This is a genomic window from Nocardia sp. 852002-20019_SCH5090214 (genome assembly GCF_001665865.1).
Lineage (GTDB): Bacteria > Actinomycetota > Actinomycetes > Mycobacteriales > Mycobacteriaceae > Nocardia > Nocardia nova.
In genome coordinates this window covers 186,126-199,939 of sequence record NZ_LZMK01000368.1, presented here as the reverse complement: position 1 = coordinate 199,939, position 13,814 = coordinate 186,126, and the positions used below count along the sequence as shown (strand labels likewise).

General features: G+C 70.5%; 10 protein-coding genes. 6 read left to right on the top strand and 4 right to left on the bottom strand.

Translation table 11 applies throughout. The annotated features are described in order from the left end of the window. Nucleotide 1: 1 nt before the first annotated feature. Together A5780_RS29355 and A5780_RS29350 are read right to left on the bottom strand one after the other, a co-directional pair. Nucleotides 2–994, bottom strand: coding sequence for an alpha/beta hydrolase fold domain-containing protein (locus A5780_RS29355; RefSeq protein ID WP_064910591.1), 993 nt, complete (start codon nt 992–994; stop codon nt 2–4). Then, a complete protein-coding gene (locus tag A5780_RS29350) occupies nt 987–3,011 on the bottom strand; it encodes a CocE/NonD family hydrolase (RefSeq protein WP_063018784.1) in 2,025 nt (674 codons plus the stop codon). The genes A5780_RS29355 and A5780_RS29350 overlap by 8 nt, the downstream gene beginning before the upstream one ends. Nucleotides 3,012–3,318: 307 nt before the next feature. Between A5780_RS29350 and A5780_RS29345 the strand changes: the two genes are divergently transcribed. The 3 genes from A5780_RS29345 to A5780_RS29335 all read left to right on the top strand — a co-directional run bounded on the left by A5780_RS29345 (nt 3,319) and on the right by A5780_RS29335 (nt 6,986). Beyond that, nucleotides 3,319–4,383, top strand: a complete 1,065-nt coding sequence (locus tag A5780_RS29345) for a sodium:calcium antiporter (RefSeq protein ID WP_063018777.1) — start codon at nt 3,319–3,321, stop codon at nt 4,381–4,383. A gap of 93 nt (nt 4,384–4,476) precedes the next feature. Continuing rightward, nucleotides 4,477–5,313 carry a hypothetical protein gene (locus A5780_RS29340; protein ID WP_231983140.1) on the top strand — a complete coding sequence of 279 codons (837 nt, stop codon included), beginning with the start codon at nt 4,477–4,479 and terminating at the stop codon, nt 5,311–5,313. A 338-nt stretch (nt 5,314–5,651) separates the two neighbouring features. Then, the gene (locus tag A5780_RS29335) at nt 5,652–6,986 is read left to right on the top strand and encodes a phosphoribosyltransferase family protein (protein WP_064910436.1); all 1,335 of its coding nucleotides are present in this window, start codon (nt 5,652–5,654) and stop codon (nt 6,984–6,986) included. Between the two features lie 17 nt (nt 6,987–7,003). On the opposite strand, the gene A5780_RS29330 is transcribed toward A5780_RS29335, so the two are convergent. Continuing rightward, complete coding sequence (locus tag A5780_RS29330) at nt 7,004–7,666, bottom strand: hypothetical protein (protein ID WP_064910434.1); 663 nt, start codon at nt 7,664–7,666, stop codon at nt 7,004–7,006. A 208-nt stretch (nt 7,667–7,874) separates the two neighbouring features. On the opposite strand from A5780_RS29330, the gene A5780_RS29325 reads away from it, so the two are divergent. Both A5780_RS29325 and A5780_RS29320 read left to right on the top strand, forming a co-directional pair. Beyond that, the gene (locus A5780_RS29325) at nt 7,875–9,338 is read left to right on the top strand and encodes an AAA family ATPase (protein ID WP_064910432.1); all 1,464 of its coding nucleotides are present in this window, start codon (nt 7,875–7,877) and stop codon (nt 9,336–9,338) included. Further along, on the top strand, nt 9,335–9,829 hold the full coding sequence (locus tag A5780_RS29320) for a GNAT family N-acetyltransferase (protein WP_063018767.1): 495 nt from the start codon (nt 9,335–9,337) through the stop codon (nt 9,827–9,829). Before A5780_RS29325 ends, A5780_RS29320 begins: the two co-directional genes overlap by 4 nt. A 31-nt stretch (nt 9,830–9,860) precedes the next feature. Here the strand turns inward: A5780_RS29320 and A5780_RS29315 are convergent, their stop codons facing one another. Continuing rightward, nucleotides 9,861–10,811 carry a 1-phosphofructokinase family hexose kinase gene (locus tag A5780_RS29315; protein WP_064910590.1) on the bottom strand — a complete coding sequence of 317 codons (951 nt, stop codon included), beginning with the start codon at nt 10,809–10,811 and terminating at the stop codon, nt 9,861–9,863. Nucleotides 10,812–11,003: 192 nt separating this feature from the next. Between A5780_RS29315 and A5780_RS29310 the strand changes: the two genes are divergently transcribed. Then, entirely contained in the window at nt 11,004–13,802 is a 2,799-nt protein-coding gene (locus A5780_RS29310) for a cation-transporting P-type ATPase (protein ID WP_082976796.1), read from the top strand. Nucleotides 13,803–13,814 lie beyond the last annotated feature (12 nt).

The following is a 13,814-nucleotide window of genomic DNA, read 5'->3' as shown; positions in this document are numbered from 1 at the left end:
CTCATTTCGAAATGTTTTCCACGGGCGCGTGCATCGATTCCCCGGCATCCGGCCGGGGCGCCGGGCGTTGCACGATCCGCACCAGCCGGCGCATCGCGTGCCGCGCCTCGGGAACATCCGAGAGATGCCACGCGTGGAACATTCCCGGATATTCGAAGTAGGCGAGTTCGACACCCTCACGCACGCACCGCGCCCGGAAGCGCCGGGCATCGGCCAACAGGATGTCGCGGGTGCCGACGAACAGGTTGAGGCGCCCGGGCGTCGCGGCGGGCGCGTTCAGCGGGCTGATCATGGGATCGCACCGGTCGAGGTCACCCGCGTACAGGCGACCGGCCTCGGCCAGTCCCGCGACGCCGAGGTAGGGGTCGCACGGCTCGAGAGCCCGGGCCATGGGATCGGTCATGGTCACGTCGAGCCACGGTGAGATCATCACGACCTCCTTGGGCGGGACCGCCTCCGTCGCGCCGAGCTCGCGCGCCAGCACCAGCGCCAGCGCGGCGCCGGCGGAATCACCCATGAACACCTTGTTCTCCGAGGCCGTGTGCGCGAAAACCTCGTCGTGCACGGCGCGCACCATGGCCACCGTGTCGTCGCCGTGGTGTGCGGGCGCGAGCGGGTAGAGCGGAACGGTGACGCTGCATCCGGTCCGGTCGACCAGTCGCGCCAGGAACTTCCAGTGGTCGTGCTGGATCTGGTGCACGTAGGCGCCACCGTGCAGGTAGAGGACGTGGCGCGAGGCGCCGCCCTCGAGTGGCCGGATGGTGTAGACCGGCCGACCCTGCATGGTGCGGCGCGTCACCCAGTAATGAATGTGCAATTCGGCCGGCGGGCGGTCGCGGTCGGGCCGCTGGCTCTTGCGGATGCTCTCCCGTAGCGCGTGCGCGTCGGCAAAGGTCTTGTCCGCGTGGGTCATTCGCATGCCGGCGATCAGCATCCGGCTGCGCAGACTCGGTTTCGCGTGGTTCACCGGGGCTACCGGCTCCAGGTCAAACATGGTCACGGGGGATCACCCTCTTCCAGTTCCGCGAGAACATTCGCTGTTCACCCTCGAATCCGTCGAGTTCGGCGTGGACGAGGAATTCGGTCGAGGTACAGGTGACGCGGGTCCGGGTCTCGGTGCGGGCCCGCCAGTCGCCGCGGGCGAAACTCATCGACCACGACGTTTCCGCTGTGGCGGAACAGAATTCGTCCGCCTTCCAGCTGTAGCGTTCGTGGACGCGGCGGTCGACGTCGAGATCGTGCTCGTCGAAGCGGACGAGACCGGCGTCCTTGACGATGTCGAGCGCGGACCGGTATTCGATCAGGTCGCGCGAGACCGTCCATTTCTGCTCGCCAGGGCTGATCTGCGTCGTGCGCATCGGCTCGGCGCCTTCCGGCTCCTCGAACGGGCGCACCGCGACATCGTCGGATTCGGCGACCGGGCGGATCGGCAGCGTCAGCGCGCTGCCTTCGGTGTACACGGTGACCAGGGCCGGTTCCGGCGGCGGCCACGCCAGCGGCCAGTACGACGTCGACAGCGACAACCGGATCCGGTGACCCGGCGGGAAGGCCTGGGCCACGGCGTTGAGCTGGACAGTGACGCGGTAGCGCCGACCCGGTTCCAGCGGCTCCGGTTCGTCGTGCCCGTCGCGGTGGGTCAGGTTGAGCAGGCCGTAGGTGACCCGGGTCGCGCGGCCGTCCGGGGCGACATCCGAGAGTCTGGCCGCGACCATCGCCACCGGTTTGTCGGCCGACACCTCCAGCGTCACGGTCGGCGCGCCCAGGATCTCGCAGCGTTCGGTCAGCGCGTCGGTGTCGAACACCAGCGAGCCGCCGTCCTCTTCGCGCTGGTCGTAGGGCAGATCCGGCGGAGCGCTGTAGGACGCCCACTTCCCGGCGAACTGTCCCACCGACAGCGGCGACTCGACCGCGAGCGCCGCCGGGGCCACCGGCTCGTCCGGGCGCGCGATCCGAGTGCGTGCCAGCGGGTGCGCCACGGCCCGCACGTGCGGTGAGGGCCACGCCGGCTCACCGACCCAGCGGCCAGGCCGCTGTTCGTAGGACGTGGACGGCGGCACGCTCTCCTGCATCCACGTGCGCAGCATCGGCCCGTCCATCACGCCGTTGTCGATATCGCGGAGCCAATGGTCCCACCAGCGCACCACCTCCTGCAGGTAGCCGATCGCGGGGCCGGGTTCGCCGAGATGTGGATATTTGTGCGACCACGGGCCGATGAGGCCCTTGCGCGGAACTTCCAGGTTCTCGAGCAGCCGTGCGACGGCGTTGGAATAGCCGTCGGCCCAGCCGCTGGAGGCCAGCACCGGAATCTGGACGTCGGCGTAGTTCTCGCAGACCGACGCCCGCCGCCAGTAGTCGTCGCGGCGCTGGTGCTCGAGCCAGTTCGCGGCCCAGAGGCTGCAGTTCTCCAGCCGTTCCAGCCACATCTCCCGCCATCGCTCGCCGACCAGCGCGGGATCGGGCGGCAGCGTGCTGTAGGCGAACATCGTCGCCGATTCGGCGATGTTGTCCGACAACAGGGCGCCGCCCATGTAGTGCATGTCGTCGGAATAGCGATCGTCGGTGAACGAGGAGATCACGATCGCCTCGAGCCCCGCGGGTTTGCGGGCCGCCACCTGCAGCGCATTGAAGCCGCCCCAGGAGATGCCCATCATTCCGAGCCGGCCGTTGCACCACGGCTGCGCCGCCATCCAGGCGAGCACCGCTTCGGCGTCGAGATGCTCTCGTTCCAGGTATTCGTCGGCGAGCACTCCCTCCGACTCGCCGGTGCCGCGCAGGTCGACGCGGACACAGCCGTAGCCGTGGCCGGCGAGATACGGGTGGTGAATCGAATCCCGCACCGCGCTCAGATCCCGCTTGCGATACGGGATGTATTCGAGGATGCCGGGCACCGGGGCGTCGTCGGAGGCGACCGGCCGCCACACCTTGGCGGCCAGCCGCACCCCGTCCGGCATCGGAATCCACACCTGTTCGTCCACGGTGATCTGCTGCGGCATGGACGTCACCGTCCGCATCAGCCCTCCTTGATCCACATCGGCGGCCGGTTGCGGGCACCGCGTCTCGCCGCCCGCCACCGCCCCCGTCGATTACGCACTTTCCGGCGGCTACCCGCTCACGGCCGCGCTACACCGGCAGCGCACCCGGTGGTGCGATTCACCACGAAACCACTTCTCGTACAGCATGTTTCGCTGCGAATCGGGCACGCTGACGGCCGCTGCGCGCCGACGGTGTGAGCTGGGCTACATCGCTCGCCGAGTCGTGGCCCGTGGGGCGGATGTGCCCAGTTTGAATCCTGGGGACCGCGGCTATGACTGCGCCATCATGAGCGCACTGTCTTCGCCGTTGCTGTTGCTGATCTTCCTGGCCTGCGCCGCGGCCATCTGGGTGGCCGGCGTGAAACTCTCCGACACCACGGATGTGCTGTCGCAGCGCTGGCACCTCGGTGAGGCGCTCGGCGGGGTCCTGCTACTGGCCGTCGCCACCAATCTGCCCGAGATCGCGATCACCGCCAGTGCGGCGCTCGCGCATCAGCTCGACGTGGCGGTCGGCAATATTCTCGGCGGGATCGCGCTGCAGACCGTCGTCCTCGTCGCGCTCGACGCCGCCGGTGTCCGCCCGCGCGCGCCGCTGACCTATCTGGCCGCCTCGCTGACACTGCTGCTGGAAGGCGCGCTGGTCGTGGCGTTGCTGCTGCTCGTCGTGATGTCCACCCAGATGCCGTCCGACGTCATCGCCTGGCGGATGACGCCGGGAGTCGTGCTCATCGCGGTGCTGTGGGCCATCGGATTGCTGCTGCTGCGCCGGGCGGGACGCAGCCTGCCGTGGCACGAGGCCGGCGATGCGCCCGGCGGCCAGGACCGTCCGGCCGGGCACTCCACGGCCACGAAGGAGGATCACGCCACGCGTCGCGGGGTCGGCACCGGCCGGACGGCGCTGATCTTCGCCGGGGCCGCCGTGGTCACCCTGGCCGCGGGCGTGTGCATCGAGCGCAGCGGTGAGGAACTGTTCGGCCGCTGGGGAATGTCGGGAGTCGTCTTCGGCGCCACGGTGCTGGCCGCGGCCACCTCACTGCCCGAACTGTCGACCGGACTGACCTCCACGCGCATGGGTGATTACAAACTCGCCGTCAGCGACATCTTCGGCGGAAACGCGTTCCTCCCGGTGCTGTTTCTGCTCGCGACGTTGCTCTCGGGGTCGTCGGTGCTTCCTCGAGCCCACAACACCGATATCTACCTCACCGCCCTCGGCGGCGTGCTCACCCTCGTCTACATGACCGGCCTGGTGTTCCGTCCCCGCCGCCAATGGTTGCGGATGGGACCGGATTCGCTGACCGTGCTCGTCGTGTACGTCCTCGGCGTGGTCGGGCTCGCCCTCATCCCGACCTGACCACGATGGCGGTGGCGGGGTGGCGGGATTCCGGAGGTACCTAGGATCGAGGTGATCCACTTGCCGGAGGATGCGAACAGACAAGGGGTGCGGGTGATTTCAGCACGCGAGATGTGGGCGGTGTTCGAGCCGATCCACGCGGTGACCTATTTCGCCCCGGAATGCCGGGCCGAATTCGAGCAGGCGGGTCTGCGCGGCTTCTGGCGCGGTTATTTCGGCGGTCGATCGGCGCCGTTCGGGCCGGTCGGTCCCGGCGTGGTGACGGCGGCCTTCTTCGGCTTCTCCCCCGCCATGGTGGCTCGCGCGCTGCCGGGCGTGTGGGAGCTGGCGACGCCGCAGCGAGTGCTCGCGGCCCGCTCCGCCGGCGCCCGCGCCGCGCTGATCCGGCTCGGCGGAACCGATGAGGAGTACGCCGAGGCGGCCGAACTGGCCCGGCGGGCCGCGGCAGCGGTCGAACTCGAAGGCAAACCCCTCGCCGCCGCCAATGCCGACCTGACCTGGCCCGGCGACCCGCTGTCGGTCCTGTGGCACGCCTGCACGGTGCTGCGCGAGCACCGAGGTGACGGCCATGTCGCCGCGCTGACCACCGCCGGACTGACCGGATGTCAGAGTCTGGCCTGGCGCGCCGCCACCGATTCCGGACGCGACATCCTGCAACCGGCTCGCGGGTGGGACGACGAGCAGTGGGATCGCGCGATCGCGGGCCTGACCGACCGCGGCTGGCTCGACGCGGACGGTCGGCCCACCTCGGCCGGTCGCGCCGAATTCGACGAGATCGAAAGGCGCACCGACGATTTGGCCGCGCGGCCGTGGCGGGAGATCGGGTCCGCGGCGACCGGACGCCTCGCCGAGTTGCTGCGGCCGCTGGCCCGAGCGGCGCACACCGCAATGCCCGATCGCACCCCCATTGGGACGCTGCCCCGCCCCTGAGCTTCCCGATGCCTGCCGCGCCACCGACGAACCGGTGACATTCCCGCGCCGCGGCGGCGCCGGCCCCTCGGCAGCGCGAGGGAGGGCTCCGGCGAGAAAATTGACCAACGTCCCACGCATCGGAGCCTTCGGCACGATTCGGCGGAGCGAGCGAACGCGGATAGTTGCCGTATGAGACCCGATGAGCACGTCGGCGACCCGGTCGGTGAGATCGGTGAGGACCTCCTCGGACTCCGCGCCGAGGTCCGGTGGTCGCCGTAGCGCCAGGGCGTGGGCCGTGCCGAGCCGGCATGCGGTGCTGCCCGCGGGCTTCGCAAGAACCCGGCAGGAGGCATTCGATGGTGTTTCGTGATCGCGTCGAGGCGGGCAGCAAGCTCGCGACGCACCTGATGGCCCTGCGTGATACCGATGTCGTCGTGCTGGGCCTGCCGCGCGGCGGAGTGCCCGTCGCCTTCCAGGTGGCGCGGGCACTGCGCGCGCCGCTGGACGTGCTGGTGATCCGCAAGCTGGGCGTCCCCTATCAGCCCGAACTCGCCTTCGGCGCGATCGGCGAGGACGACACCCGGGTAATCAACACCCTGGTCGTGCGCCGCACCGGGCTGTCCGAGGACGACATCGATGCGGTGGAGAAGCACGAACGCGCGGAACTTGCGCGTCGCGTCGACATGTACCGGCAGGGGCGCGACGGACCGCCGCTGCGTGGCCGGACCGTGGTGCTCGTCGACGACGGCATCGCGACGGGGGCCACCGCCCGCGCCGCCTGCCGCGTGGCCCGTGCCCGCGGCGCCGCCCGCATCGTCCTCGCGACTCCGGTCGCCCCGCGCGAGGCATTGGCGTCGCTGCGGCCGGAAGCAGACGACATCGTCTGCCTGGAAACGCCGCTGCTCTTCGACGCGGTCGGCCAGTGGTACCGGCACTTCGGTCAGACGAGCGACGCCGAAGTCGTCGATCTGCTCGCCCGGGCGGCGGTCGCCGCCCGCGAACGACCCGGTGTGGCCGATTCCGACGATCCGCCGCTGGTCGACGACGAGGTCACCATCACCGTCGGGAAGGCCGAACTGAGCGGCCACCTGACGGTCCCGGAAGCCGCGACGGGCGTCGTCATCTTCGCGCACGGCAGCGGCAGCAGCCGGCACAGTCCGCGCAACCGATTCGTCGCCACCGTCCTGCAGCGGGCCGGACTCGGAACGTTGCTGTTCGATCTGCTCACCCCCGCCGAAGAGCTCGACCGCGCCAATGTCTTCGATATCGGCCTGCTGGCGAATCGGCTGGCGGGTGTCACGCGGTGGCTCACCGGGCTGCACTACGCCGACGACCTTCCGATCGGGTACTTCGGCGCCAGCACCGGGGCCGCCGCCGCGCTGCGGGCGGCCGCCGCGCCGGAACTGGGCATCGCCGCCGTCGTCTCCCGCGGCGGCCGGCCCGACCTCGCCGACCTCTATCTGACCGCCGTGCGAGCGCCGACCCTGTTGATCGTGGGTGGAAACGACCCGACGGTAATCGAATTGAACCGGTTCGCCCAGCGAGCGATGACGTGCGAGACACGCGTCGAGATCGTGCCCGGCGCCACCCATCTGTTCGCCGAGCCCGGCACGCTGGAAGCGGTGGCCGAACTGGCCCGCGACTGGTTTTGCACCCATTTCCGCGAATCCACGGCCCGCGCGCGACCATGACCGGGTGAGCCGCGTCCTCACCCTCGCGTGCGACCCTCGCCCTCCCCGATGGTGCGGACCAGAAAGACCCCGGTGACCACCGCGACGGCGGCCGCCATGGCGAGCCCGCCCACTGCCCCGATCGCGGCGATCTGCGCCGCCGACTGCCCGGGCTGCCACCACGGGGTGGTCACCGCGGTGAACACGCACAACCCGGCGATCCAGCCGATGGCGTTGCCCCAGGGCCACAATGCCGCTCGCGCGCAGTAGTGGCGCAGCACCGTCCACTGAGCGACACCCAGGGAGAACACCACGACCAGGCCCGCGGCCACCACCGCCGGAATCTGCACCCACAGCGGCCACCGTGCGACCTGTTCACCGAAGAGCATCGGCATCATCCCCAGCGTCCACGCCACCACCGCGGCCGCCGCCGTGACCCCGATCCAGGGCGCCGCGCGCCAGTGCGGCAGCGCGGATCGCAGCACGGAGGACTGGAACGCGCCCAGGACCGCCCCCTCCACCGCACCGGCGGTCAGCATCGCGGCGGCCGTGACACCGGCACCGGCATGCGCGGTCGCCGCGGCGGCGGTCGACGGGGCGAGAAAGCCGAGGAATTCCCCGACCGTCACGGCCGCCACCCACCGGCGCCACAGCGCCGCGGGTCGGGAGAGCGGGCGCAGTAGCGGTTGCTCGATCGTCATGGTGGCCGCCTCACTGGTCGAAGTCCGTGATTCGATCCTGTATGGCGGCCCCGTCCGCCCGGCAGATTCGAAAGGCCTTGATGGTCTCCGGTTTCCGGCATTTCCTGCCCCGGCACCCAGCGCATCGACGCACCACGGGCCGCATGGTCCACATTCCGGTGACTTTGGTCCATCACGAATTCCCGGGCCATCGGCGACGCTGGTACCGATGGAGACGAACGATCCCTTCGCCGCACTCGCCGAAACTCATTCGGCGGTGGTCGTGCTGTACGGAGACCGCGCCTACAAGGTCAAGAAGCCGGTGCGGACCGACTTTCTCGACTTCTCCACGCGGGCCGCGCGCGAAGCCGCCTGCATGCGCGAACTCGAACTCAACCGGCGATTCGCCCCCGATGTCTACCTCGGCATCGGGCACCTGTCGGATCCGACGACCGATGCGGACGAACCCGTGCTGGTGATGCGCCGGCTCCCCGACGCCACCCGGTTGTCGCGTCGCCTCGACGACCCGGCCGTCGCGCGCGACATCCTCTCGGTTCTGGTACACGACGTGGCCGCCTGGCACGACCGGGCGTCGACCGGACCGGCGATCGATCGCGCGGCGACGGTCACGGCGGTGCGCGAGCGCTGGATGTCGTTGCTGTCCGGAATGACCCATCCCCCGATCGAACCGGCCGCGGTACGAGAGCTGACCGAACTGGCGATGCGCTACCTCGACGGACGGAAGGCGCTGTTCGACAAGCGCATCGCCACCGGGCGCATCGTCGACGGTCACGGGGATCTGCGCGCCGACGACATCTTCGTCACCGACGACGGCGTGCGGGTCATCGACTGCCTCGACTTCGACGACGAACTCCGCCACGTCGATCGGCTCGACGACATCTGCTTCCTGGCCATGGATCTGGAACGCCTCGGGTATCCGGAGCTCGGCCGGGCCGTCGTCGAGGAGTATCTCGAAACGACCGGCGACCCGGCGCCGGACTCGCTGTACCACCACTACATCGCCTACCGGGCGGCGGTACGCGCGAAGGTCGACTGCGTGCGATTGCGGCAGGGGGAGCACCACGCGGCGGCGAGTGCGGTCCGGCACGTCGAGGTCGCCCTGCGCCACCTCGCCGCCGGTGCGGTGCGCCTGGTCCTGGTCGGCGGCCTGCCGGGCACCGGCAAATCGACGATCGCCCGCCGCCTGGCCGCGGCGACCGGCGCGATCCTGTTGTCCAGCGACCACATTCGCGCCGTGGCGCGCGCCGAGGGTGTGCTGGACGGTGCGGCCGGCGAGTACGACCACGGCGCCTACACGCCCGCCGCCCGCGATCACGTCTACACGGTTATGTGCGCCGAGGCGCAGACTCTGCTCGCCGCCGGCCGCTCGGTCGTTCTGGACGCCAGCTGGATCGACGAGGCGCAACGACGCCGAGCGTCTCGGCTCGCGACCGACACCGCGGCGGATCTCATCGAACTCTGTTGTAGCGCACCGGCTTCCGTCGCCGCCGCACGCGTCGCGGCACGCAGCGGATCCGAATCCGACGCCACACCCGCCGTCGCGGCGGCCATGGCTGCGGATCGCGACCCGTGGCCCGGTGCGGTGGTCCTGGACACCACCGCCTCCGAGGACGAGACCGTCGCAGCCGCGCTGCGCAGCTATCGGCACAGGATCGGACGGGGGGACGCGTGACCGCGGAGCCGGCCGTCGACCTCACCGACGTCACCTACCGCCGTCTCGCCCCCGGCGACTGCGATGCGGTCCGGCATCTGCACGCGACGCTCGATCAGCGCGACGGCTACTACCGGTTCTTCGGCGCACGGCCGAAACATCTCGAACAACTGGCGGCCGCCATATCGCTGAACGACCCGAGGCACTGTGCCTTCGGCGCCTTCTCGGGCGGTCGGCTCATCGGGGTGGCGAACTACGTCGTGCTGCCCGACACCGACTGCGCCGAGGTGGCCATGGTGGTCGCCCATGAGGACCAGCAGTCGGGTATCGGCACTGCCCTGCTCACGCGGCTGGGCGAGGACGCACGACGGCACGGCATCGCCCGGCTCGCGGGCGACATCCTGGCCACGAATTCGAAGATGATGCAGTTGCTGATGGACATCGATTTGCCGATGTCGGCCCATCGCGACGACGAGGTCGTCCACGTCGTTTTGCGCCTCGGCCCGTCGTAGCTCGGCACATCGCGGTCGGGCGCGCCTGCGATCAGCCCATTTCGGCTACCGGCGCCGCGGCCCGCGTCTGCTCCTCGTACAGCTGCTCGATCCGCGAGCGCAGCCCGGGAGCGGTGCCCGAGGTGGTCAGGGCGGCGGTCGCCGCGGCGATACCCAATCGGATCGCGTCGTCGAGCTCGTAACCGCGCGTCAAGCCGACGGTGATGCCGCCGACCATCGCGTCCCCCGCGCCGATCCCGCTGCGCACCGGCACCGGTATCGGCGCGAACCATTGCGATCGCTCGGCCGTGACCGCCAGTACCCCCTCGGCGCCGAGCGACACGACGACGACCTCGGCGACCGAGGCGTGCACGAGTTCGCGGGCCGCGGCGGCCTGTGCCTCGCGATCGGGCAGCGCGCGCCCGACCAGCTGCGCGAGCTCCCGCACGCTCGGCTTGATCAGGAAGACGCCGCGCCGGATCGCCCGCAGCGCGGCCCCGGAGGTGTCGAGAATCATCGGAACACCGTGTGCCGCAGCCACATCGGCGAGAATCTGATAGTAGTCGGACTCGACGCCGGGCGGCAGGCTGCCGCTGGCCACGACATAATCCGCTCCGGGCGCGCAGTGCTCCACCGCCGCCAGGCAGCGGTGCTGTTCGGCCGGTGTCAGCCGCGGCCCCGGGAAGACGAATCGGTACTGCTCCCCCGTGTCGTCGGCGAACACGGCCAGATTTTCCCGGCTCGGCTCGGCGGTGGCCACGGCGTGTGAGGGGATATTCGCCGCGCGCACCAATTGCTCGAGGAAGACACCGGTGTGCCCACCGGCGGGATAGATCGCGGTGACGGGCTCACCGAGGGCCGCGACCGTGCGAGCGACGTTGATGCCGCCGCCGCCCGGGTCGAATCGCGGTGCGCTACAGCGCATCTTGTCGGTCGGAAGGACCCGCTCGGTGCGGGCGGCACTATCGATCGCGGGATTCATCGTGAGCGTGACGATCGGCATACGGTCCATCTCACGGGATCGGCGGACCACCGAGTAGGGCATTCCGGTCGGCCGCGGTGGTGACCGAAGTCCCGTGTCCGGTGCGAGCGCTGCTTCTACAGTCGAGTAGGAGCAAACGTCACCGAACCCGGCCGAGTGCCGGAGGGAGGCATCATGGTCCGCAGCACCGCACGACGGCCGGGCTGATCGACCGTGCTCGGCTCCGTCTCTCCGGATACCGACCGCGCGGCCGAGGTGCCCGCTCAGGTCGAAGCCACCGAACCGCTGGACCTGCTGCTGCGGGATCTACGCAGTTCACGCGGCGGCCTGTCCACCCGCGAGGCGCAACGCCGGCTGATTCACGCCGGGCCCAATACGCTGCGTCGCCGAGGCACCCGGCAATGGCCACGACAGCTGCTGCGCCAGTTCACCCACCCGCTCGCGCTCCTGCTGTGGGCCGCGGCGGCACTGGCGTTCTCCGTCGGCATCGAAGCGGTCGCGATCGCGATCCTGTCGGTGATCGTGCTCAACGCCGTCTTCGCCTTCGTCCAGGAGCGCCACGCCGAACATGCCGTCGAGGCGCTGGCCGCGTTCATCCCTTTGCACGCCACCGTTGTTCGCGACGGGTCGCGCCGGAGCGTGGACACCGCCGACCTGGTGCCCGGCGATGTGCTGATCGTGTCCGAAGGGGACAAGATCTCGGCCGATGCCCGCCTGCTCGACGGCGCCGTCGAGGTGGATATGTCGGCGTTGACCGGGGAGTCGGTGCCGGTCCACCGCAGCGCCGGGCCGGTCGATTCCACCGTGCCGCTGTTGCAGGCCACCGACGTGATCTTCAGCGGCACCGCGTGCACCCAGGGTGAGGCGTCGGCCGTCGTCTTCGCCACCGGGATGCGCACCGAACTGGGCCGGATCGCCTCGCTGTCGGAGCGGGTGCGCACCGAGGAGAGTCCGCTCGAACACCAGGTGCGGCGGGTGGCGTGGCTGATCGCCGCGATCTCGGTACTGCTCGGCGCGGCGTTCATCCCGCTGGCGATCTTCGGGGCCGGGCTGCCGTTCCTCGACGCGGTGATCTTCGCCGTCGGGCTGCTGGTGGGCAACGTGCCCGAGGGGCTGCTGCCGGTGATCACCCTGGCCCTGGCCATCGGGGTGCGCCAGCTGGCGGCGCGCGGCGCGGTGGTCAAACGGCTCTCGGCGGTGGAGACGCTGGGTTCCACGGACGTGATCTGCACCGACAAGACCGGAACCCTCACCGAGAACCGGATGCGGGTGATCACCATCGCCACCGCCTCCGGTGAGATCGACCCCTTCGCCGCCACCGACGTCACGGAACCGGTGCGCCGGGCGGCGCGGGCGATGACGCTCTGCAACAACGCCCATCCGGCACCGACCGGGGAGCTCGCCGGCGACGCGACCGATATCGCCGTCCTCGCCGCGGCGACAGCTCTCGATCCGGCGGGCCCGGACGGACATCGATTGCGGCAGTTCGCCTTCGACTCCGTACGCAAACGCATGTCCACCCTCGACGACGCCCGCGGCGTGCACACCGTCCATGTGAAGGGCGCGCCCGAAACCGTCGTTCCGCTGTGCACGGCCGAACTCGCCCCGGACGGAACCACCCGCCCGCTGACCGAGCGACGGCGAGCCGAAGTTCTCGCCGCCGTCGACGCGCGGGCGCACGACGGATACCGGATGCTCGCCATCGCCGACCGGCCCCTGTCCGCGGGCCGCCCGGATCCGGCGACACCCGCCGCGGCCGAGACCGATCTCACCCTGCTGGCGGTCGTCAGCATCGTCGACCCCCCACGCCGGGAGGTACCGGGCGCCGTAACCCGTTGCCGCACCGCGGGAATCCGGATCATCGTCATCACCGGCGATCACGGGGCGACTGCCGCCGCCGTCGCCCGCCAGGTCGGCATCGTGCACGGCACCCCGGCCATCGTCACGGGCCCCGAACTCGACGCCATGAGCGAAGCCCAGCTCGACGATCTTCTCGCCGGCGCCGACGAGGTGATCTTCGCTCGGTCCTCACCCGAAGCCAAACTGCGCATCGCGGACGCCCTGCGCGCCACCGGGCACGTGGTGGCCATGACCGGCGACGGCGCCAACGACGCACCCGCGCTGCGGCGCGCGGATATCGGAATCGCCATGGGCCGCAGCGGAACCGACGTCGCCCGCGAGGCGTCGACGATGGTCCTCACCGACGACGACTTCGCCACCATCGCCGCGGCGGTCGAGTCCGGACGCCGGGTCTACGACAACATCCGCAAGTTCATCTTCTACATCTTCGCCCACGCCACACCCGAGGTGCTGCCGTTCCTGGTGTTCGCGCTGTCCGGTGGCGCGGTGCCCGTTCCGCTGACGGTGCCGTTGCTGCTGACCTTCGATGTGGGCACCGAAACGCTTCCCGCCCTCGCGCTGGGCCGCGAACGCGCGGAGCCGGGCATCATGCGACGGCCGCCGCGGCCCCGCGGCGAACCGGTGATCCGGCGCCGGATGTTGTTGCGCGCCTGGCTGTTCCTGGGACTGATCTGCGCCGTCCTGGCCCTCGCCGGTTTCTTCGCCGTCCTGATCTCGGCGGGCTGGCATCCCGGCGACCCCACCGGGCCCGGATCCGCACTGCACCACGCCTACCGGCAGGCCGTGACGATGTTGTTCGTCGGCATGGTCGCGGGCCAGATCGGCACCGCCTTCGCGGCCCGCACCGAACGCGCGTCGCTGCGGTCGATCGGGGTGTTCTCGAATCCGATGCTGTTGTGGGGCATAGGTTTCGAGTTGGTGCTGACCGCCGTGGTGGTGTACGTGCCGCCGCTGCAGGACGTCCTGGGCACCGCGGCCCTCGCACCGTGGATGATCGCGTTCGTCGTCCCGTTCCCGTTCATCGTCTGGGGGTGCGACGAGGTGTATCGGTGGGTGTTGCGGCACCGGGTGCCGGAGCCGTCGGCACCCGAGCCGTCGCCGGCGCCCGAGTCGTCGCCGCGCGAGCCCTCGCCGGTGTCCGAGCCGTCCTAGCGTGTGGGGCCG

What these genes read in the sequence shown, in the direction of transcription:
- A5780_RS29335 (WP_064910436.1), top strand. Translation starts at nt 5,652, where the DNA reads ATGGTGTTTCGTGATCGCGTCGAGGCGGGCAGCAAGCTCGCGACGCAC.
- A5780_RS29325 (WP_064910432.1), top strand. Translation starts at nt 7,875, where the DNA reads ATGGAGACGAACGATCCCTTCGCCGCACTCGCCGAAACTCATTCGGCG.
- A5780_RS29330 (WP_064910434.1), bottom strand. Translation starts at nt 7,666, where the DNA reads ATGACGATCGAGCAACCGCTACTGCGCCCGCTCTCCCGACCCGCGGCG.
- A5780_RS29315 (WP_064910590.1), bottom strand. Translation starts at nt 10,811, where the DNA reads ATGCCGATCGTCACGCTCACGATGAATCCCGCGATCGATAGTGCCGCC.
- A5780_RS29355 (WP_064910591.1), bottom strand. Translation starts at nt 994, where the DNA reads ATGTTTGACCTGGAGCCGGTAGCCCCGGTGAACCACGCGAAACCGAGT.
- A5780_RS29345 (WP_063018777.1), top strand. Translation starts at nt 3,319, where the DNA reads ATGAGCGCACTGTCTTCGCCGTTGCTGTTGCTGATCTTCCTGGCCTGC.
- A5780_RS29350 (WP_063018784.1), bottom strand. Translation starts at nt 3,011, where the DNA reads ATGCGGACGGTGACGTCCATGCCGCAGCAGATCACCGTGGACGAACAG.